The sequence below is a fragment of the Cupriavidus sp. CP313 genome (assembly GCF_054072015.1).
The window spans coordinates 152,966-170,744 of record NZ_JBSVZB010000010.1 but is presented as its reverse complement, the minus strand read 5'-3'; the positions used below and the strand labels follow the sequence as shown (position 1 = coordinate 170,744).

Here is a 17,779-nt window from a genome sequence, read left to right as displayed (position 1 = left end):
GCTCACCGTTGGAAGAGGCTTGCGTAGGCGGCCTTGTACATGCCGCGCGCGTTGGCGAATTCGGGCTCGTCGGGGATCCAGATGCCCTCGGCCGGAACGCCCGGGAAGACCTGGGCGCGACGGCTGGCAAGCAGTCGTGCCCCACCTCCGACGAAGAGGGTGCGACCGAAGATGCTGGCATCTTTCAGGCGCTTCGAAACCTCGTGGCCAACCTGCACCGCGAAGTCATCCAGTGCGTCGCTCACCATTTCGCTGACGTCGTGCTTCTTCCCGTACAGCATGTAGGTGCCGGTCTCAATTGCACGCTTGCGATAGGCGAAGGGAACCTCTTCCTTCAGCTGGAAGGCCTCGCGAAGGCGGCGGTCGAGTTGGTCATAGAGGTAGAGCGCGCCAACCTCTGCTGTGCCGGACTTCTCCGAATAGAGCCCAGCCCCGCCCTCCCGGACGACAGCGATGTCCGTAGTCTTGCCCCCGACGTCCACAACCGCCACCGGCATGACCTCTGAGATCTCGCTGAACTCCGGATCCTCGTTGCCATCGAAATCGAGCTGAGCGTCCAGGAACGCAGCCACCGCTTCGGAGATCACTGCGTGGTCCACCACCGTAGCAAGGGGCGCCAGACCTTCGGCTCCCGCCGGACGAGCGAGGGGGCGCAGCAGACTGCTCTTCTTCGCCTCAATCAGCTCAATGTTCTTGCTTCCTCGCAGGTAGAACCGGTCGACCGGCAGGCCGGTGACGATAGACACCTGGTGGCCGGCCACGCCGGCTTCGATCAGTGCATGCGCCACCAGGGCGCGGTTCACGCTCGAGGTCGGGTAATCCGCCGATCGGGTATCAACTGCGGGTGCCGCCACGTCGCTCGCTGTGATGGTCACAAACTCGCCGTCCGCCGTTTCGTAGACATTGTCGGGGGCCTGACTGTCATGGAACTGCGCCGTCAACAGCTTCCCTGCCCAGGCGCGGGCCGGCATGACGAAAGAGCGGCCAGGCCCAGCGACAACCTTGATACCAAAGTGACCGTCGTCCACACCGACCGGATGCACGCCGCCGGCTACGTCATTGAATTGGTTGCTCGCCATGATTTCCTCGAGATCTGATTTGATGGCAGCGCTGGCGGGCACCCGCCCGCCAGTGACCGCCGAACCGTGCCAGTCAAGCGCGTCCTAGCGCCTTCTAGCGCGTCTACGCGCGTTCAAGCGCGCTCCGAATTACGGGTGCGATTCTGCCGCTTTTTATTTCGTTGTGTCAACTTGCACCGAAATATAATTGGTTGGCTTTAGTCGGAACTCGTCGTGTCGATAAGACATCTCTATGGAACTCCACTCTGCAAGCCGGACCGCTTACGCCTATTTCGACCGCATCGAGGCTCTTGCCCAGGCCGAGGCTGACACCATGTTCGAGATCGCCGCCACGAAGGGGCCAGCGCACCATGTCGCTCTGCCTGCACCGGTTGCTCCTGCGCCAGAGGTGCCCGACGAGATCGACCATCCTCAAGTCCCACGTCGGGTTGACCTTGGCTACCTGACCATTATGGGTATCTCCCTTATTCTGGCCGGAGCAGTTGCTACGGCGACGGCTATGGCAATGCCGACTCCGGGTGCGGCCACGCTCGATGCTGTAGCCATCACCGGTTGCGCGGCATGGGTCGCGTGGCGCGGTCCGATGTCTGAGTGACCGGTATGCCGCAGTTCGCCTACTTCTCCCCGCTTACGGGGCTGACGCTGGTCGTTGAGCCGACCGAAGCGATCCCGCGCCCCACGGCGCTTGCCGAGACGCGCATCGCTGCGGTCGGCCTGCATCAGGCCGACGGTAATCCCATAGGATCCGTGACAGTGCTATTCGGGGAAGATGGGGACGACATCTGGTTGGTGGCGGCCGGGCCGATCGTTTGCCCGCGTGAGGCGATGGACGCATGGGAGCGCGCCGCGGACCCTCGCCTGACAGTATTGCTGTGCGACGGCCTAAAGAGACAACCCCTTGTCCGTCGCCTCGTCACCCTGCCCCATGATATGGTCCTTCACCTTCGAGCTGGCATTGTCACGCTTGGCGGCGAGGTCAATCCGGACGCGGCGCTGGCAGAGCATTGCTCACACGACTCCGACGCCAGCAGGCTTGCAGCCGGTCACCTTTGGCTGCTTAGGTAACGCAGCACCAAGCCGGCGCAGAACAAGCCCGCTTGGAGCCCTTCTGTCTGGCTCAAGGGCCCCAATCCCCAAGCGCTGAGCAGGGCGGTTCCCATGATTAATGCGGCCATCAGGCCGCCACCTGCTCGTAGGTTCTTCGCACCCATTTCAACCCCAATTCGTTCCAGTTCTTGGTATCTGCAGACCCAGCTGGTACCTCAATGGTCTTCCGCCCCTCGAGTACTGCGGAACCTATCAGGTGCGCGCACAGCAGGACGTATTCCTCAAACCCCATTCCGAGCCGGTCCGCAGCGGAGCGAGCACGCTTCATGTCGGCGGCATGCATGTTGACGGTCAAAGCCTGTTTCATCGTCTGGCTTCCTATGCTCAAGCTCGTTGGCGCTCTTGGCGGCAAAGAGAGTCCTCAGTCGAAGCCTGCACGGATGGGCCGAACCTGAATCTCCCAACGTGCGTAGCCTGGTTTTGCCCGCCCCACCGCTGCTGAATGGCGCCGATGTCTCGATCAGACCAGCTCGCGTCCTTGGCGTGCTCGACGAGTTTGTCGACGTCGGGTACCACCACCATCGAGCCGCCGGATCGACGCTCCGATCGCACGGTATATCCATTCACATTAGGCAGGACGTATGTGCCGGCGGGATCCAGCAAGATCAGGCTGTTGCGGCCAGCCAGATCCATTGCCCAGTTTGTCTGCGCTTCGGTCAGGTATCCGGAGCTGTACCACCTCGCAGTTGCCTGCCGCACGAACCTGGATTCGGTTTCGTTCAGGCGGCTCGCCGCCTCCGCGTGCCCAAGCGCAGCGAGGGCGGCTCGTATCCTGGCGTCACGGGCAGCTTGCACCCGTTCCTGCTCCGCACGTATGGTTTCGGCTTCGCGGATCCTCGCGGGATCAAGAAGCGCTCGGAAATCGATTGGCATCTACTCTCTCCTCAACTACGCGGTCGCCCGCCAAACGCAAAGCGAGGACTCCGGGGCGGCTCGGCAACGGCATCGGCGCCCTCTGAATTGGCCGGCAGCTCGCCGGTGGCCTCGACCCGGCGGATCTCACCGGGAGCCCCACTGGATCCACCAGGTGACGGTGCATCAGAGCACTGCGCGCCGGCATTGAACGGCTCCTGCAGGAACGCCGGCCGGGCCGACTCCGGCAGGCCCAGCTTCACTCTGCGGTGCTCATACAATGCCCAGATCCCGGCCTCCTCCGCCTGGACAGTCGGTGTCCCGCCGGCCAGCAGGCGCTCGACGGTGTCCAGCACGAAGTCGCCTTCCGCCTCCGACCACTTGGCATCGAGCGATGAACCCGGCGCCGGGTTCGGTGGGGCCACAGGTGGCAATGCCTGCAGACCAGCATTCTCGTCGGCGAGCCGCAGCTCCGGACGGCCGCCGGCAGCAAGTATTCCGTTATGCCAGATGCCAAGGGTGCGTTGCCTCGGCTCGATCTGTTGGCGACACCCCCTTGCTGCCAGGCGACGGACCGTATCCTCCGGGAGCACTACCCAGAACTCCCGTTCGGTCTGACCGGGGGAGTGCGGTGAACGCGGATCGGCCGCAATCTGCACCGTCGCATAGAAGACGCGGTCGGTTGCCCCGCCCAGCTCACGCTTGAGCGCGGCGAGATCGGGCCGCGCGATCTCCACAGTCCCCATTTCTTTGTGGAATCCAGCGGTGCCGACCCGGACGCTCCGATAGCCTTGCTCCGCGTAGCTTCGATGCTGGACCTCAACGAGCAGTGCGCGGTCGATCTCGGGCCACGGGCTGAAGTTGCTTCCGTGGGTAGAGCCTGCCTGGCTCCAGGGCACCACGACCATCGCCGCGCCGCCGTGGGCCGTGCGAATCTCAACAACTGCGTGCTCCGGCCCCGCCTGACGTGTTGCGCGTGCCCAAACGGCCCGCGAGAAGGCCGTCCCGATCGGAAGGTCGGAGGGATATCCGATAAACGCACTACCAGGTATGCCGCAGGGCTGGTTCCCACCCTCTTCGCCGCGGTCCTGGTAGCCAAAGTACGCCGGCGGCGAGGTCTCATTGCGGGCAGCCACACGCGCGTCGAACCGCGCGCGACAGAACGTCCCCGTCGACTCGACCTGCTCAAATGGTGCATCGAGATCTTCCCCCTCCATCGCCGGCGGCGCCTCAAAGTTGCCAACCTCTGTGACTTCTTCGCTGGCTTCCAGGTAGGCCCCGGCTCGCGGCGGCTGCCCCTCGGCGGAACCGCTGTCGCACGAGTGCTCGGTCGGCCGGGCGTCCCTCGCGGCGCTATGTGCGACCGGCGGACGTGCAGCAAAGCTGAAGCTGGGCCGCGCGCCAGGCAGCCGATCTGCTCCGCTACCTGGGATCTCCGCGGTGGTCGTCGCATCAGCGCTCACAGGCGGCTCCTGCGCCGGCTCGGTAGCTTTGGCCGTCTGGCCAAAACGGAATGACGCTCGCGCTGCGCCCTCCACCTTACCGCCGGCCGCGGCACCCACTGAGGCTGTCGCACCTCTGGATGCGAGCACAGCAGGATCTGTGTACCGCGGCCCGTTGTCATGCGTACCAATTTCTGCGTGCCCGCCATCGCCAATCAACGCCGACGGCAGGTCGGCCGGCATCGACCGCAGATCCTTCCGAATCTTCATCAATCGTTCTTTGGCTTGCGCGCTCATTGGTTCAAAAAGGTATCTTTTAACTTCGTGTTGATATGCTGCGCCGAATTATATAGTGCTATACTGCAATCCACTTCCGAGCCCGACTGACCCCGGGCTTTCTGCTTAGGCGCTCATCCGGGCGCCTTCTTTTTTTCCTGCTTAGATTCCCCACCCGCCTTCGCGCGATCGCTCCCGTGCGCGATTGATCACGTCGTCAGCGGCTTCCGTTGCGGTCTGCCCGGCCCACTCGCCATCATTCGGCGCCTGGTCGACTCGGTAGATCTGGTCTGCGGCAAAGTTGATGTTGTTGACGAACATGTGACGCAGCTGCGGATTGCTGAATACGGCCGCCGCGATCTCTGCGGCCTCTTCGGCGCTACGTGCCATGACCCGCATGGTCGCTCCGACATCACCATAGGCCTCGCTCGCACCGCCGGCGTTGATCGCAGGGGCGGGGTTTGCCAGGGCAACAAACGGGGAGAATCGCTCGTCCGACCAGCCAGCCGTAACGGCATCGGCCGCGGTCGATACAGCAAAGTGCTCATCGGTGGGCTGCTCCAGGAATCGGTAGATCGTCTCATCGTCCGCATCCAGCCGGTCTTCGCTATCCGGGTGTTCGTCCTCCCGCCAGATGTCCACGCGAATGTTCTTCAGCGCGACACCGACTTCGAACGGCTGGCAGCCAAACCCCTCCAGAGCCTGGCGCACGCCCTCCCCCGCAATCTCGCCCTCGCTGGCCAGCGCCTGCGCCATCACCGTCGGGGAGCTCGTGATTGCCTGGATCTGGCCCGCCACAGCAGGCGTCACGCCGTCGGTGAGTTGCGCTACTTCGTTGCCCGGAATCGGTCGGCGGGCGGCGACTTGGCCGGCGCGCGCGTATGCCTCCTGCCAGCGCTCGCCCAGGCTATGCGTCAGCATGGCTTTTACTGCGTTGACGACGGCGTCGCCGGCCTCGATGGTGGTCACGTCGCCGGGCTGCACCGCAACACCATTGCGCATCAGAGAGAAGAAATAGGAGGCGGGCACCAGCGCGGGGTCAATGTGGAACTTCCCGGTGGTGTCGATCGCGCCGAACGTGCCGGTCAGGATCTGGTTGGCGTGGGCATGCATGCCGCCAGCGTTCTGCAGAATGGTGAGCGTGGTCATCTGATCTCCCTCGAACAGGTGTGGATGGGTGGTGCTGGGTTAAAAACGGGGTGACTGGCTGGCAGGCGCCCCAGAGAAATTAGAATCGGGGCGGCGTCAGGTGGATGAAGGCGTTGTCCGTCACCTCCAGGATCTCCCTGCGCACTCTCACGGCCTCCGCGCCGAGACGCTGCCGGGCAGCTGCTGCCACCCGCATGTCCGCTTCATCTCGCCGCTGTCGATGCGCGGGAAGATCGGCGATCCACGCCAGGGTCTCCGTGTTGAGCTGGCAAGACTTCATCGCGCGCGTGACCGCGACATAGAGCAGGTTGAGCTCTTGGTCAGTGCCATCTTCACGCATTGCCTCCTGCGCGCCGATCCGACCGAAGTCCACCATGTACTGCTCCGCCTTCTCGAGCACCGTGAAGTCGTCCGCGAGCTTCACCTGGTCCCACTCGAGGCCCTTTGCCTTGTGTCCCGTTGCGACAACCAAGTCGGCGAACTTGTCGCTCTTCTCTTCGTTGGCGCGCAGCTCCGCCACGAGCTGTGGAATCTCATGACGGTACTGGTCGACCAGTTCAACCAGGATCTTCACCTCAGGATCCTTCGTCTCCCCGCCGTAATCCTCGAATTCCTGCCAGGACGTGAAGTTGTCCCGAATGAACGGCTCCCTGATATCGGTGCGCTGGTTTGAGCGCAGGCGCCAGGCGTCCTCGAGAATGTGCACTTTGTAACCCTCGATCCCGCCAACCCAGTGCACCCCGCGTCCGCGACGCGCAACTGCTTGCTTGATCAGCTCCGCATTCGTGCGAGAAAGCAACGCATACGGCGCGCCCTCGCGCCAGGGTGCGTCGCTGCCTAGGCCCTCGATCTGATTGGTCTCGCCCTTCAGCTCAGAAAGAATCAGGTTCGCAATCCCCGCAGTCTTCGGCCCGAAGCGCCAGGACTGAGTAAGCGGCAGCACTGTGGCGTTGGCAGGCAAACCCTCCATGGCATTGGTCGCGCCGCGGAACGCGTAGATCGACTGGTGGCGGTCTCCCAGGTACAGCAGTTTCGTACCGAACTCCCGCTGCAACTCGACCAGCTGAGCGGTGATGGGGTTTGCGTCCTGTGCCTCGTCGAAGACGAGCAGCTGATAGCCCAGATTGGGTTTGCTTTGCACGAACATCTTCAGGTAGGCGTCATGCGGAATCGTGATCCGGCTACTCTTGTCCTTCATGGCACCCCACACGCGGTTCGCGTATCGCACGCATTGCTCGACCGTGAAGTCCTGTGCGTTCAGGACCTTACGGGCTTCATCCGCGTGTGATGCAGTGGGCTCAGCATCCCTGCTGGCGAAGAAGCTGGCCAGGATGCGCTGGGTGATAGCCGCCTCGCGGTACCGGACATCGAGACCGATGACGGCCATGTCTTTGCGCATGGTCGCCGGCTTCCAGATGTTTTCCACACGCGAGCGCTGGTCCTGCGTGAGCACGGAGTACGCAAGGGCATGCGTAGTCATTGAGGTAACGTGGCGGGGAAACCTGCCTTGCGCGGCCTTGGCGTTGGCGCGATTGAATGCCAGGTACAAGGTCCGCAGGTCGGGGCGTGCCTCGGTAAAGCCGACGGCAGTGGTCGTCTTGCCGGTGCCGGATTTTGCCTCCGCCACTACGATGTCAGCTTGCGCCTCGATGATCGCGCGCTGCTGATCGGTGTAGGTTCGCGCTGCCTGGGCAGCAGGGCGCAGCGAGGTCGACCCAAAGCTGAAGCCTTTGGCCGGTGCCGCTGCTCCAGCCGGTGCGGCGGCGCGCGGCGTGGCTGCAGTGCCGAAGGACGCGGCTTGCGGGGTTTGCTGCGCCGACTGAACCGATGTCGCCGCTGTGCGGGCAGCTCCAAAGCTGAACCGGGGCGGGCCGGAGACAACAGCGGGCTTTGGTGCCGGCTGCCGCGCCGGCGCAGCCGTGCTCTCACGCGGCTGTTCCCCGCTCGGTGCTGTCGGCGCGGCATTGCTCGGCGCCACATTGGCCGGTGCGGCGGCCGGCGGACGAGCGAAAAAACTGAACGATCGCGGACTTGCTGCCGGCGTCGAACGCCGCTGCTCCCCTTCATTGGTCGATGGCGATTTGACGGCGGGGAGAACGAACGGCATGGAATAGACTCCGGCTGGATCGGGTCTCAGCAGACCTCGAGGAAGCGCCGCAAATCGGCGCCATTTTTCTTTCGTTTTGGCATGGTACTCGCAAATATGATAGTGACTCAAGCCAGCTGAAGTGAGCTTGGGTTCAATGGTTTTGAAGGACGTTCGCTTCGCGCGGGCTACCTGTCAGGCGTTCCACTTAGTCCGGAATTGCGTACCACTCCACATTATCCCGGCCAGAAGAGAGGCTCAAATAATTTGACGGCGGAGTGTCGTGGCTCAGTTTGCGTGGGTGTAAGCCGACTTGCCATCCTGGTCGTTCCTATAACGGCAATCTCTGACATGTCCTTCTCTCTCGACAGCCCGCCCCGCGCGGAAGCATCTGCCGACACCCTGGTCCTCGTGGCCTGTTGTCGCAGGAAGCTGGACCGCGCGGCGCCCGCGCGCGAGCTCTATCAGGGCGCCCTCTTCAGGTTCTCGATGGCCTACTGCTTGCGCCACCAGCTCGACTGGGCGATCCTGAGTTCGAAGCTTGGCCTGGTCGCCCCTGACGACGTAGTGGAGCCATATGAGTCGCGGCTGTCCAGCAGCCGCACCGAACAAGCGCTCTGGGCGAACCAGGTGTTCATGAGCCTGCAACGCAACAGGCTGCCAAGGCAGGCAGTTTACCTGGCCGGCACCGATTATCGGGCTGAACTCACCAAGCGGCTGGCCGCCGCCGGCGTAGAGTGCCACGCCCCGCTCGCCGGCCTCGGGATTGGCCAGCAACTGGGCCGGATGAAGCGGCTGACGTCCGTCTAGTATGAGGCCACCCAGAGCCTCATTCGCACCGGTCAAATCTCAAGGTCGATGGGTTTGCCGATCAGCACTTCATCACCTCCAGGCCGTTACCAGCCTGGAGCCGGTAGCGCTCTCAGGACTTAGCCCGAGTTCCTGCACCGCTCGACAGGCTGGACGATAGCCTGACGATCATCCTTCTTTAGCATCACTGTGCCGCATCCAACTTGCAACGCCATCTCCGAAACCCCATAGTGCTCCTTTGTGGCGAAGTCCACACGGCTCATATGGCCATCGTCAGCAAGGATGTATGGCTCGACATCTACTCCCTGGCGGTAGAGAAGGCGGACACGGCCTGCTTCCATGGCGACCCCGATCGGCCGAAGGTCCGCAGCACCGGAGATAGCAAACCCCTTTGTACCGAAAGCCGGTGCTCGAGTTGGCGAGCCAAAAACAGCGACAGTCAGTGCAAACGCAAATCCCGCGCCAACACTACACAAAGCCGCGGTTCTCCCAGGCTTCCAGTAGAACAAACGCGATAGAAGCAAGCCGGCTACCAGCCCGGTACCACCACTGAATGCAAGGTGTCGAAGTGCGTGATCAAGCGAATTCCGTCCCGTGATTAGCTGCTCAACTTTCCAGACAACCTCCCAGTGGACCCAAATGAGGGCAGCCACCAACAGAATGACACGCAGCGGTCGCTCCTTGGCTAGCTGTACGGCACGCTGGTGATCCCAAAGGAGCCACGCAACGAACCCCAACCAAGCCACAGCGACAAAGAAATCGAGATGACTGTACCGCCAATCTATAGAAAACCATCCCGAGATCAGGGCAATGCCGGCAAGGCAAATTACGCGCAGCCGGTATCCGTCGCTAACCACCCACTGTACCGCCTGAACGACCCCGCGAGACAGCGCCTGCGCGAACCGAGGCGCTTTCCTGGTCATCGCCATGACCACGCCGCGGGCCCACTTTCGCCTTTCGGCTGCCCGAGGATTCGGCTGCAACGGGGTCACCGCATACAGCACGAGCTGCACGAAGAGAAAGCCAGTAAGGGCACAAAACAGCCCGAACAAAGCATGCTCGAGATTTGCAAACGCGTCACGACTGCCAAACAAGTCCGTGACGACATCTCGCGCCCGCATTGCAGCGGCAGACTTCATAACAGTTCGCGGCCGCTCCTCAAGTAGCACGAGAAACAGACACAAATACCCCGTGATGAAAGAACCCCACGCCAACCGGGAGAAGCCAGTGGGACGCGCGTGTAAGCGATCGCGCGGTCGATCGGAAGGAAGGTTATCGACAAGCATTCGGCAGTCGCCCGACTCATTGCAACTTGAACCCTGCGCGGTCGCAGGCCAGAATCAGCGAGTTATGCACCAGCACTGGCATTGCGTTGCTCTTGGCAGGTGATACGTCCTTCGTGCTTGCATCGACTACCGCGGTAACCTGAGGGATCGTTACGCCATTCAGACAGGCCGCGAACATTGGCTTCGTCTGTTCGTAGAAAACGCGATCCGCGTCCAGTACTCCGGCAACGTATACTTCGCGCTGAACCTGCGGCATCAACCGGTACTGTTCCAAGGTAATAGCCTGGCGAAGGTTGGTCGGAACCTGTGCGAAAGTGGCCGATGTCGTCGACAGCGCGACGAGTCCGAGGAGAATCCTTACGGATTTGATCAACTGCATCTATTTAGCTCCTAATAAGCTTACTGACAAAGAACGCCCGTCGTGCCCTTCCCCGAAGGCGGCAGTGCTGGGCCCAACCTCGTCTTATCGGCTATGAATGGGGGAAATTGATGATTGCGATTACCTTAGACCCCCTCCTTTCGTGGGGAGCGAAGCCACACCGACGCGCCGGTGTCGCCGATCAGCGGCGACAATCGCCCTCCAATGCCTCCACTGGCCAGCTTCGGGATTGGCCGGCACCCTCGGAACGCCCGCCACGATCCCGCGAACCCATTAGGCAGCCAGCCGTGTTTCAAGCGCCCGCAAGTCCGCCGGCAACGAAACGTTGGCCAGCAACATAAGCCGAGCTGCAGTGCCCTTCACCCCGTCGGAGGTCTTCTGCATCTTCCCTAGCACTACGCATCGCCCCGCCCACATACGCGAGACCTTGCGGGGGTCGACCTTGGTCAGCGCCTCAAGCTTGTCCCAGGCTGCCAGCTCGGGACGAATCACGCTCTCTTCCGGACTACCACGGTCCATCCAGGATCCCGTGATCAGTGCTCGCCGGGCAAAGATGGCGAGCGCCTCCAGCCAGACCGCGTGTCCGATTACGAACTCCTCGCGCACCTCAAAGGCTGCCAAATCGCCCGCCACCATCGCCCGCCACTGGGGGATATGCCGCGCGCATTCTTCGAAAAACCGCACGAGGAACCCATCGATCCCACGCAGCTGCGGCTCGTCCAACTCGCCCACGTTCTTCTCGGTGACGCCAGTGAGCAGCGAGAGGAATTTCTTAAACGCGATCAAGCTCCACAGCTTGTACGACCTGGCCGCGACGGTGGCATTCTCCACGTCGACGCGCGGACCAATCTCGGGCAATAGGTCCATCACGGACAGCACCCAGGCATTGAACGGGTTCCGGCGATCATAGAGCGCATTGATGGCCGAAGAAGGCTTCACCTGCTTGCCATTGATGTCCGCGAACATCTGCTGGCTGCGGGCCAAGCCCTGGTCGAAGAAGATCGTCACCGTAATAGTCTCTTCGCGCAGATTCGGATTGCGTGCGAGCGCGTGCTCAATACCCTTGCGGCGGTGCTGGCCATCGTTGATCAACAAGGTTGCATCCATCGGGATATGCAACAGCCCAATGCGCCCGGCGGCACCGGCCACCGCAACCGGCTCAAAAGACATCTCAGCCGAGACGCTGGCCGTGATGGCGGGCAACACGTAGTCGGCCGGGTTGTCGATCACGTATTCGCCGATTGCCTCCGCTCGGCGCTCATTGAGCATGCGCTGCGCGCGAAGGTGGGCCGGCACGACGTCCTCCTCGTCAAAGCGGAAGAGACGCACTAGGGCGCCGTAAGGCACTTGCGCTGCGTAGTAGGCTCGGCCCGACTGCATCCCAGCCACCGCCGGGAACGTGTAGGTGAACTCGCTACGCTCCCCAGCCAATCTCTCGCCGACGGCGCGCACTCGTGCCTTACGCTCCGCGAGCTCGATCCGATTCACGTGCATGGCGTCCAGCTCATCGCGGGCCCGGTCCTCGAACCGCTCGCGCAGTGCGTCCACGCCAATCCCCAAGGCTTCGAGTTCCCAGCCGATCCTTTCGTCAGTCACGTCCGGGCCACCCTGCCAGCCAGGCTGCAGGACGCTCTTCATCGTGTGGAGCGCGTCGGCTTCAAACTTCTCGGCAAGGAACCGATCCGCGAGTTCGGGACACACTTGGCCCTTACCGGCCTCGGCTTCGACGACACCGAACTCCGGCTTGGCAACCGAGGCGCGGTTGAACTTGTTGCACTTCTCGGCCCGGTCGCGCGCAGTGTGGCCCTCGGCGTGCGTAGAGACGATCCGGCCCATTTCCACGTGGCCCTCCTCGGACGTGAAGGAAGGGCACAAGGCGATAACGCAGAATTTCTTTACCATGGTGTTCTCTCGATGCCGTAGCAATTGCCGTGCGGCGTTAGCGCGCGCGGGGCGGAGCCGGCGCGCGGCGGGGCATCCAGTGCGTCACCGCATCGAAGCTGAGCTCACCGTCCTCGGTCTCCCAGAAGTCTGGACTCCACCCTTGGCGCCACCGTTTGGTCCCGGTGATGACCTCCCCGCGGCTGATATGCAGCCAAAGAGGGTCGCCCTCCTCTGGCATACCATTGGTGATCGCGGTCCACGAGTCCTCCTGGGCGCCTGAAACTCCGTCGGCTCGTACCGGGCGTTCAAGGAGTTCTAGCGCCACGTCGATCTCTCGCTGCTGCCGACTAACGTCTTGGTCACGCGATCCCACCGCACCGAATTGGGGGCGGATCGACTTGAGAAGAACAACTAGGTCCGTCGCCCCTGCCTGCCGAATCAGGTCTGCGACGGTCTTGCGCGCCAGGGCTTCCTGCTCAATTTCACTCATGCTGAACTCTCGTGGTGGCTTATCTACTGACCCACCATACAGAGCCACAGCGGAACCGCGCAAACCCGATCTCGCCCACCACGTCAGTCTCGTGCGCCGAGAAGTCGGTTGGGGTCATTGCCCGCCCCATGGACGCTGAGCCGTCATGCCCCTGCGCACTCGCCAACCAGGAACTCATCCAAAGCATGGCCGTTGGCGAGAGCTTGCTCGAGCCACGCCGGCCGCTTGCCCCGCCCTGTCCATGCATTGCCTGTGGAGTCCCGGTATCGCACTGCGATCTTGCCGGCGCGAGAGGACGTATCCTCCGGGACCTTTCGAACTAGCATGCCTGGCAGCCAGCCCTTACCGGCGAGGACCGATTCCGCATGCTTGTCGAGCTCGCCCTTCTTCAGCTTGGCCAACTTGTCGCAGTCTTGGGTCGGATCGACCTGCTTGACGACCGCGATCGCCGTCTCTTTGCGAACATGCTTAAAGTAGCTGCCAGCGCTGGCCTCCCACCAGTCCGCCATATCGAGCCCCGCCGCCACCTCAAGCGTGGCCAGCGGCCGGCTGCCTTCCTGGTGCTGGACACCGTCCACGCAGGAGGCAGTGCAGAACGCGAGGATCTCAAGTACCGTCTCGAGCGGCTGCTCCTGCAGCCAGCCACGCAATTCAGCGGGGCGCTCGGGTAGGAGCTCTTTGAGACCGACCCGACGCTCGTCCATCTGACCCCAACCCTTCGACTGCTCGATGTCGTCAGCATGCGAGCGCAGGTTGAAAGTCTGGGGATGGGCGTTGATCCTGACGCCACCCTCGCCGTGATATGCCCCGCTATAGAACACGGTGGCGGCCAGCGAGTAGCAGAGCGTGTCCAGGGCAAGGCGATGGTTGTCTGCGAGCGTGGCCTGAATAGCAATCGTGCGATGTGCGGATAGCTTGCGTACGAGCGACTCGGGGTGTGCTGGCTTGCCGGACTCTGTCACAGTGACGCCAGGCTCCACCATCTTCGGCTTGTCGGCCTGCTTGATAAGGCCACGGTGGATCTCCAGTCGGCCGGAGTAGTTAAGGCCAAGGACCGCACCAGCCTTCTGCTTCTGCCGGTCACTGTAGACGGCCGTGCGCGCCTTGATGGCCTTGATTCGGTACTCCACCTCATCGACCTGGTCGGATGCCAGCTCATACTCGTCCGAAGCGTCATCTTCCTCAAGCGCGTTGGCCCTCGCTTGGAGCTTTTCGAGCTCGGCCTCGAGCGCGGCAATCTCAGCCTGCTCATCCTCTGAGAGGGGACGTTCGGTGGCCTTGCTCTTGCTCATTTGATGAATATCGCTGCTGCGAACCTGGCGCTGGACCTCCACCCATGCCCAGCCTTCAGCGCGGACCTGATCAGCAAAGGCCTCGAGCTTGGCCACGAACAGCTTGTCGAGCAGTTCCCGATCCGACATGTACCCGTCACCGCGCGTCGAGAACAGGTCACGTACTACCGGGCCGCCGGCTGCCTCATAGGCGTCGAGACCGACAAAACGAGCAACCGAATCGTCTTCGGTCGCCACAGCGCCTTGGGCAAGGCTGGCACGAAGTTCCCTGGCGGTCTGCTTCCAGTAAGGAGCAGCTTGGGCTTGCTGCCAAACCCGCTCTTGCGCATCGTGCCGGTCCGTGAGCGCTAGTGCCTGCAACTGGTCAAGTTTCAATTCACCATTGCGGTAGGCCTGCAGCAAACGGGGGGAGATATTGGCGAGCTTCAGGCGCCGCCGAACGACCAGAGGGGTGACACCAAAGGTGGCTGCAATGTCCTCAATCGGAATGCCGGCGTCGCGCTGACGCTGGAAGGCCTCGAACTCGTCGGCAGGGTGCATTGCCTCCCGACCGCTGTTCTCGGCCAGGCTTGCCTGCTCAGCGGTGTCTGCCGCCACGATCTTCACCGGGACCGGAGAATCCGCCGGAATCTCCCCGCGCTGAGACAGATAATTGAGTGCGCGTAGCCGACGCCCGCCGCCAATGACACCATATCGGATGTTCTTGCCGTCAGCCACCTCCGGCACGACCAGAAGGTTCTGCAGCACGGACTGCGAGCGGATCAGGGCGGCCAGCTCGGTGATATCCGTGGTGTCGTTGCGACGCACGTTCAGCGGCGAGATGAACAGGGCGCTCAGCGGAACTTGCAGGGTTTGGCCGGGGGGGAGTTTGATTGCGGTCATTTCGGAGTCCTTGGAATCGTCGTCGGGGTACTTGCGGGCAATAGCGTCTGCCTCAGGCGGTCTGAGCATCGCGTTCGGGCGTTGCTGCTGCGCCTACAGCCCGTTCATCGATTTGAGGATCTGCCGGACGTGGCATCCAATGCGTGGGCGTGCGCTCTTCCCAACCGGGCTCTCCGCACCTGCTGCCGTCGTAGTAGTGGTCGACGTACACATGACCGTTCCAGAAGCACAGGCACTCGACGCCGTGTCCCACGGGCAGACGATCACTGACCGAGATCCAACTATTCGCGCGGGTCACTGCATCGGAGTACGCCTTGCCCGCATGCCAAGCATGGTCCCCAATCGCACGGTATCCCACGTTGCCGCGTCCAGCTTCCCCAAACATCCTGTCCAAGTACTCGGTGACGGCCTCGGTGACGACGGATGTGGTGTTCTCGGTTTGCATAGTGACCTCACGAATCATTGTTCAGTGAGATCAAGGTACCGAGTTGGATGGGAACCACGCAAACCCTCTACAAGTTTGCGTCTTCCGCAATCTTGGCCTCAGGTTCGTGAGGCTCTACCGGCGGCAAAGAAGTGCCGGGCTGCCTCGTAAGCGAAGGTGATTTCATACTGGCCGCCGCCGGCCCGAAGGTACTGGCCGTGGTCCCTCCACCAGTGATCGAACGCCGCTGGGTCGAGCTTGTGATCCTCTGGCGGCGATGCCTCAGGGGCATCGGTTGAAAGCTTCGCCGTGTCGAGCGCATGGGCGAAATGGCGGGCGTAGGTCGAAACTGCGCGCCAATACGCGGCCATCGCCGCCCCTTGCGGCGCTTCCACGCCAGCTCGGCCTCGGTGTTCGCTTGGTCGCGCATCCCCCTTAGAACCTTGGCCAGCGCGCGGCGCTGCAGCTCGGGAAGCGCCAGCAGGTGGCGCGCGGCAGGCAACCGCAGGAGCGGATTGATGTAGCCCATCAGCGAACCTCTGTTGCGCAGGAGAGGCCGGGTTGCAGGCCATAGCCCAACAGGATCTGCGCCACCAGATCCGGCTTGTCAGTCATTTCCATTCTCCGATTCCTTGCTTGCGCGCTCCAAGTGCTCAGTGCTGCAAAACGCCTCGTTGCCCTTGAACAGCCAGCCAGCGGCGGCGGCGTCGGCTTTCAATTCGCGGCGCGGCAGGCGGCCGTTCGTCGTGTACTGACCGGCGGCCGTGCGCGCGCAGGATGCACACACCAACTCGCACCAGATCTCAGTTGCCATTGCCGCTCCACCTGCTTGCGCGCTCATCGGACTGCGGCGCAACATCCAGTCGAAACGCGGCCACCCGAAACAGTCCGTTACTCCCCGGCTCATCCTCCCGCGCCCGTGCGGGCGGATGGTCGACGGAACCGATGTCATTTTGGGCCAGCAGCTTCTCGTACTCGACGGCCACCGCTCTCGTGCAGTGCATGTCGAGAAAAGCACCATAGATCACCGAGGACATGTGCCTGGGAACCTGGCGACCTGTGTAGAGGTAGGCAAGCTCGCGCACATGTTTGGCAAGGTCCGGCTCGGCGTCCCGCCAGTTCACCAGGTCGTAGGTCCCCTGGTAGCTCGCGCCGTTCTCCCATTCGACGGTGAACTCGCACTTGTCGTACCCGCCGTCGCGGGCGACCGACTCAGACCAACGCCGCAAAACGGAGTCGGCCTGCGCCCATGACGACACTCGCCAGGTGATAGCGCCACTTGGCGCCCCTTCGAGGCGGGTGAGAGAAATGGTGGTCACCTGGCTGCGCATGGTTGCTCCTCGTTGTTGGATTCCGTGTCGGCCGGCACCGCTGCAAGCTCGAGCTCGGCGGTAGCCCGTACCAGCTTCTCAGCGATGCCGTAGAACAGCGGGTGGCCAGCCAGCGAAGCCGGCACCTCGATGTAGGGGCTGGTCCGGTAGCCCCCTTCCTGTGTGCAGTCAACTCGGTACGCGTCGGCATCGCCTGCTGACTCGAGGGACTGCACATAGAGCTCGGCGCTGGTGCCGCCCTCCTGGATCACAATGAAATGCGGCTCCGGCTGGTCGCCGGCCGTCGGCTGCTGCGCCTTGTCGTAGAACCACATCGCATAGGTGCAAGCCGCGATGCCGTGGACGGTCGGTGGGCCAATGACCCCCTTGCCATCCGGGTCATATCCCGCCTTCAGGACCGCCTCCCGGACGAACTCCAGGAGCGTGGCCGCAGGCGCTCGGCCACTCTGGCAAATAGCTTGGACATACGGCCCCGGCGGAGCGTTAAGCGGTGCCGAGAAGACCGGTCCCTCGGAGATCGCCAAGCGGGGCTTGACTGCGCTAGTGGGATCCTCGGTGAGTCTGTGGGCCAGCCACTGCCAGTACCCGGACACCGTATCCTGCAGCGCCACCGCCTCGCGGCACATTGCTCGAGTGATCTGCGGGTGCTCGCCGTCGCCTTCTGGGTTGTAAAGGTCGTCGAGATGCTCGGCGCTCAGGCCGCCGCCCTCCACTGCTACGGTCATCGTCCTTTCTCCTTGTAAGACTTGTTCTGCTGCTGGGATGGGAAGTACGGCAGGGCTGCCCGGATCCGCGCCCACAATGGCCCGCGTCCCGCCCGTGCTTCCTCATAGGCCTTGGGGTTTGCCGTCCGCCAGGCGGGATCAAGCTCCTGCGCGATCAGCGTGCGCACCGCGCCCGCCGAGGCATTGAGCCGTTCGATCTCGGCGCTGAGCCTTCGGAGGTCGGCGCACACCTTGTCCGCCGCTACCGCGTCCCGTTCCCGTAGCGCCTCTGCCATCCGCCACTGC

The 17,779-nt window shown here is 62.9% G+C and carries 20 protein-coding genes; 3 read left to right on the top strand and 17 right to left on the bottom strand.

All coding sequences use genetic code 11. From position 1 onward, the window contains the following. Nucleotides 1–2: 2 nt before the first annotated feature. Nucleotides 3–1,079, bottom strand: a complete 1,077-nt coding sequence (gene parM, locus ACW4E8_RS16315; RefSeq protein WP_456805454.1) for a plasmid segregation protein ParM domain-containing protein — start codon at nucleotides 1,077–1,079, stop codon at nucleotides 3–5. A gap of 232 nt (nucleotides 1,080–1,311) precedes the next feature. On the opposite strand from parM, the gene ACW4E8_RS16310 reads away from it, so the two are divergent. Together ACW4E8_RS16310 and ACW4E8_RS16305 are read left to right on the top strand one after the other, a co-directional pair. Beyond that, nucleotides 1,312–1,674: a hypothetical protein gene (locus ACW4E8_RS16310; RefSeq protein ID WP_456805453.1), complete on the top strand. Its 363-nt coding sequence runs from the start codon at nucleotides 1,312–1,314 to the stop codon at nucleotides 1,672–1,674. Nucleotides 1,675–1,679: 5 nt separating this feature from the next. Then, entirely contained in the window at nucleotides 1,680–2,144 is a 465-nt protein-coding gene (locus tag ACW4E8_RS16305) for a hypothetical protein (RefSeq protein ID WP_456805452.1), read from the top strand. Between the two features lie 109 nt (nucleotides 2,145–2,253). On the opposite strand, the gene ACW4E8_RS16300 is transcribed toward ACW4E8_RS16305, so the two are convergent. The 5 genes from ACW4E8_RS16300 to ACW4E8_RS16280 all read right to left on the bottom strand — a co-directional run bounded on the left by ACW4E8_RS16300 (nucleotide 2,254) and on the right by ACW4E8_RS16280 (nucleotide 8,012). Continuing rightward, a complete protein-coding gene (locus ACW4E8_RS16300; RefSeq protein ID WP_456805451.1) occupies nucleotides 2,254–2,493 on the bottom strand; it encodes a hypothetical protein in 240 nt (79 codons plus the stop codon). 17 nt (nucleotides 2,494–2,510) lie between these two features. Continuing rightward, nucleotides 2,511–3,059 (bottom strand): hypothetical protein, encoded by a 549-nt coding sequence (locus tag ACW4E8_RS16295; protein WP_456805450.1) that lies wholly within the window; start codon nucleotides 3,057–3,059, stop codon nucleotides 2,511–2,513. Between the two features lie 11 nt (nucleotides 3,060–3,070). Then, a complete protein-coding gene (locus ACW4E8_RS16290) occupies nucleotides 3,071–4,777 on the bottom strand; it encodes a hypothetical protein (RefSeq protein ID WP_456805449.1) in 1,707 nt (568 codons plus the stop codon). A gap of 141 nt (nucleotides 4,778–4,918) precedes the next feature. Continuing rightward, on the bottom strand, nucleotides 4,919–5,905 hold the full coding sequence (locus ACW4E8_RS16285) for a hypothetical protein (protein ID WP_456805448.1): 987 nt from the start codon (nucleotides 5,903–5,905) through the stop codon (nucleotides 4,919–4,921). 79 nt (nucleotides 5,906–5,984) lie between these two features. After that, the gene (locus ACW4E8_RS16280) at nucleotides 5,985–8,012 is read right to left on the bottom strand and encodes a UvrD-helicase domain-containing protein (protein WP_456805447.1); all 2,028 of its coding nucleotides are present in this window, start codon (nucleotides 8,010–8,012) and stop codon (nucleotides 5,985–5,987) included. 330 nt (nucleotides 8,013–8,342) lie between these two features. Here ACW4E8_RS16280 and ACW4E8_RS16275 point away from each other — a divergent pair, with 330 nt between their 5' ends. Then, nucleotides 8,343–8,801 (top strand): DUF6884 domain-containing protein, encoded by a 459-nt coding sequence (locus ACW4E8_RS16275; RefSeq protein WP_456805446.1) that lies wholly within the window; start codon nucleotides 8,343–8,345, stop codon nucleotides 8,799–8,801. Nucleotides 8,802–8,920: 119 nt separating this feature from the next. Here ACW4E8_RS16275 and ACW4E8_RS16270 read toward each other — a convergent pair whose 3' ends face one another. The 11 genes from ACW4E8_RS16270 to ACW4E8_RS16220 form a co-directional block, all read right to left on the bottom strand. After that, nucleotides 8,921–9,940, bottom strand: coding sequence for a hypothetical protein (locus tag ACW4E8_RS16270; RefSeq protein ID WP_456805445.1), 1,020 nt, complete (start codon nucleotides 9,938–9,940; stop codon nucleotides 8,921–8,923). Between the two features lie 163 nt (nucleotides 9,941–10,103). Further along, a complete protein-coding gene (locus ACW4E8_RS16265; RefSeq protein ID WP_456805444.1) occupies nucleotides 10,104–10,466 on the bottom strand; it encodes a hypothetical protein in 363 nt (120 codons plus the stop codon). A 273-nt stretch (nucleotides 10,467–10,739) separates the two neighbouring features. After that, the gene (locus tag ACW4E8_RS16260; RefSeq protein ID WP_456805443.1) at nucleotides 10,740–12,368 is read right to left on the bottom strand and encodes a DNA sulfur modification protein DndB; all 1,629 of its coding nucleotides are present in this window, start codon (nucleotides 12,366–12,368) and stop codon (nucleotides 10,740–10,742) included. Between the two features lie 37 nt (nucleotides 12,369–12,405). Continuing rightward, nucleotides 12,406–12,840, bottom strand: coding sequence for a hypothetical protein (locus ACW4E8_RS16255; protein ID WP_456805442.1), 435 nt, complete (start codon nucleotides 12,838–12,840; stop codon nucleotides 12,406–12,408). A 143-nt stretch (nucleotides 12,841–12,983) separates the two neighbouring features. Further along, nucleotides 12,984–15,014, bottom strand: coding sequence for an H-NS family nucleoid-associated regulatory protein (locus ACW4E8_RS16250; RefSeq protein ID WP_456805441.1), 2,031 nt, complete (start codon nucleotides 15,012–15,014; stop codon nucleotides 12,984–12,986). 52 nt (nucleotides 15,015–15,066) lie between these two features. Continuing rightward, on the bottom strand, nucleotides 15,067–15,459 hold the full coding sequence (locus tag ACW4E8_RS16245) for a DUF551 domain-containing protein (protein ID WP_456805440.1): 393 nt from the start codon (nucleotides 15,457–15,459) through the stop codon (nucleotides 15,067–15,069). A gap of 98 nt (nucleotides 15,460–15,557) precedes the next feature. Continuing rightward, nucleotides 15,558–15,833 (bottom strand): hypothetical protein, encoded by a 276-nt coding sequence (locus ACW4E8_RS16240; RefSeq protein WP_456805439.1) that lies wholly within the window; start codon nucleotides 15,831–15,833, stop codon nucleotides 15,558–15,560. A gap of 212 nt (nucleotides 15,834–16,045) precedes the next feature. Continuing rightward, nucleotides 16,046–16,252 (bottom strand): hypothetical protein, encoded by a 207-nt coding sequence (locus ACW4E8_RS16235; protein ID WP_456805438.1) that lies wholly within the window; start codon nucleotides 16,250–16,252, stop codon nucleotides 16,046–16,048. Next, a complete protein-coding gene (locus tag ACW4E8_RS16230) occupies nucleotides 16,242–16,769 on the bottom strand; it encodes a hypothetical protein (RefSeq protein WP_456805437.1) in 528 nt (175 codons plus the stop codon). Before ACW4E8_RS16230 ends, ACW4E8_RS16235 begins: the two co-directional genes overlap by 11 nt. Then, the gene (locus ACW4E8_RS16225) at nucleotides 16,754–17,494 is read right to left on the bottom strand and encodes a hypothetical protein (protein WP_456805436.1); all 741 of its coding nucleotides are present in this window, start codon (nucleotides 17,492–17,494) and stop codon (nucleotides 16,754–16,756) included. Before ACW4E8_RS16225 ends, ACW4E8_RS16230 begins: the two co-directional genes overlap by 16 nt. Next, entirely contained in the window at nucleotides 17,491–17,769 is a 279-nt protein-coding gene (locus ACW4E8_RS16220; RefSeq protein WP_456805435.1) for a hypothetical protein, read from the bottom strand. Before ACW4E8_RS16220 ends, ACW4E8_RS16225 begins: the two co-directional genes overlap by 4 nt. Nucleotides 17,770–17,779: the final 10 nt, after the last annotated feature.

What these genes read in the sequence shown, in the direction of transcription:
- ACW4E8_RS16295 (WP_456805450.1), bottom strand. Translation starts at nt 3,059, where the DNA reads ATGCCAATCGATTTCCGAGCGCTTCTTGATCCCGCGAGGATCCGCGAA.
- ACW4E8_RS16305 (WP_456805452.1), top strand. Translation starts at nt 1,680, where the DNA reads ATGCCGCAGTTCGCCTACTTCTCCCCGCTTACGGGGCTGACGCTGGTC.
- ACW4E8_RS16310 (WP_456805453.1), top strand. Translation starts at nt 1,312, where the DNA reads ATGGAACTCCACTCTGCAAGCCGGACCGCTTACGCCTATTTCGACCGC.
- ACW4E8_RS16260 (WP_456805443.1), bottom strand. Translation starts at nt 12,368, where the DNA reads ATGGTAAAGAAATTCTGCGTTATCGCCTTGTGCCCTTCCTTCACGTCC.
- ACW4E8_RS16265 (WP_456805444.1), bottom strand. Translation starts at nt 10,466, where the DNA reads ATGCAGTTGATCAAATCCGTAAGGATTCTCCTCGGACTCGTCGCGCTG.
- ACW4E8_RS16290 (WP_456805449.1), bottom strand. Translation starts at nt 4,777, where the DNA reads ATGAGCGCGCAAGCCAAAGAACGATTGATGAAGATTCGGAAGGATCTG.
- ACW4E8_RS16220 (WP_456805435.1), bottom strand. Translation starts at nt 17,769, where the DNA reads ATGGCAGAGGCGCTACGGGAACGGGACGCGGTAGCGGCGGACAAGGTG.
- ACW4E8_RS16275 (WP_456805446.1), top strand. Translation starts at nt 8,343, where the DNA reads ATGTCCTTCTCTCTCGACAGCCCGCCCCGCGCGGAAGCATCTGCCGAC.
- parM (WP_456805454.1), bottom strand. Translation starts at nt 1,079, where the DNA reads ATGGCGAGCAACCAATTCAATGACGTAGCCGGCGGCGTGCATCCGGTC.
- ACW4E8_RS16285 (WP_456805448.1), bottom strand. Translation starts at nt 5,905, where the DNA reads ATGACCACGCTCACCATTCTGCAGAACGCTGGCGGCATGCATGCCCAC.
- ACW4E8_RS16270 (WP_456805445.1), bottom strand. Translation starts at nt 9,940, where the DNA reads ATGAAGTCTGCCGCTGCAATGCGGGCGCGAGATGTCGTCACGGACTTG.
- ACW4E8_RS16250 (WP_456805441.1), bottom strand. Translation starts at nt 15,014, where the DNA reads ATGACCGCAATCAAACTCCCCCCCGGCCAAACCCTGCAAGTTCCGCTG.
- ACW4E8_RS16280 (WP_456805447.1), bottom strand. Translation starts at nt 8,012, where the DNA reads ATGCCGTTCGTTCTCCCCGCCGTCAAATCGCCATCGACCAATGAAGGG.
- ACW4E8_RS16255 (WP_456805442.1), bottom strand. Translation starts at nt 12,840, where the DNA reads ATGAGTGAAATTGAGCAGGAAGCCCTGGCGCGCAAGACCGTCGCAGAC.
- ACW4E8_RS16300 (WP_456805451.1), bottom strand. Translation starts at nt 2,493, where the DNA reads ATGAAACAGGCTTTGACCGTCAACATGCATGCCGCCGACATGAAGCGT.
- ACW4E8_RS16245 (WP_456805440.1), bottom strand. Translation starts at nt 15,459, where the DNA reads ATGCAAACCGAGAACACCACATCCGTCGTCACCGAGGCCGTCACCGAG.
- ACW4E8_RS16235 (WP_456805438.1), bottom strand. Translation starts at nt 16,252, where the DNA reads ATGGCAACTGAGATCTGGTGCGAGTTGGTGTGTGCATCCTGCGCGCGC.
- ACW4E8_RS16225 (WP_456805436.1), bottom strand. Translation starts at nt 17,494, where the DNA reads ATGACCGTAGCAGTGGAGGGCGGCGGCCTGAGCGCCGAGCATCTCGAC.
- ACW4E8_RS16230 (WP_456805437.1), bottom strand. Translation starts at nt 16,769, where the DNA reads ATGCGCAGCCAGGTGACCACCATTTCTCTCACCCGCCTCGAAGGGGCG.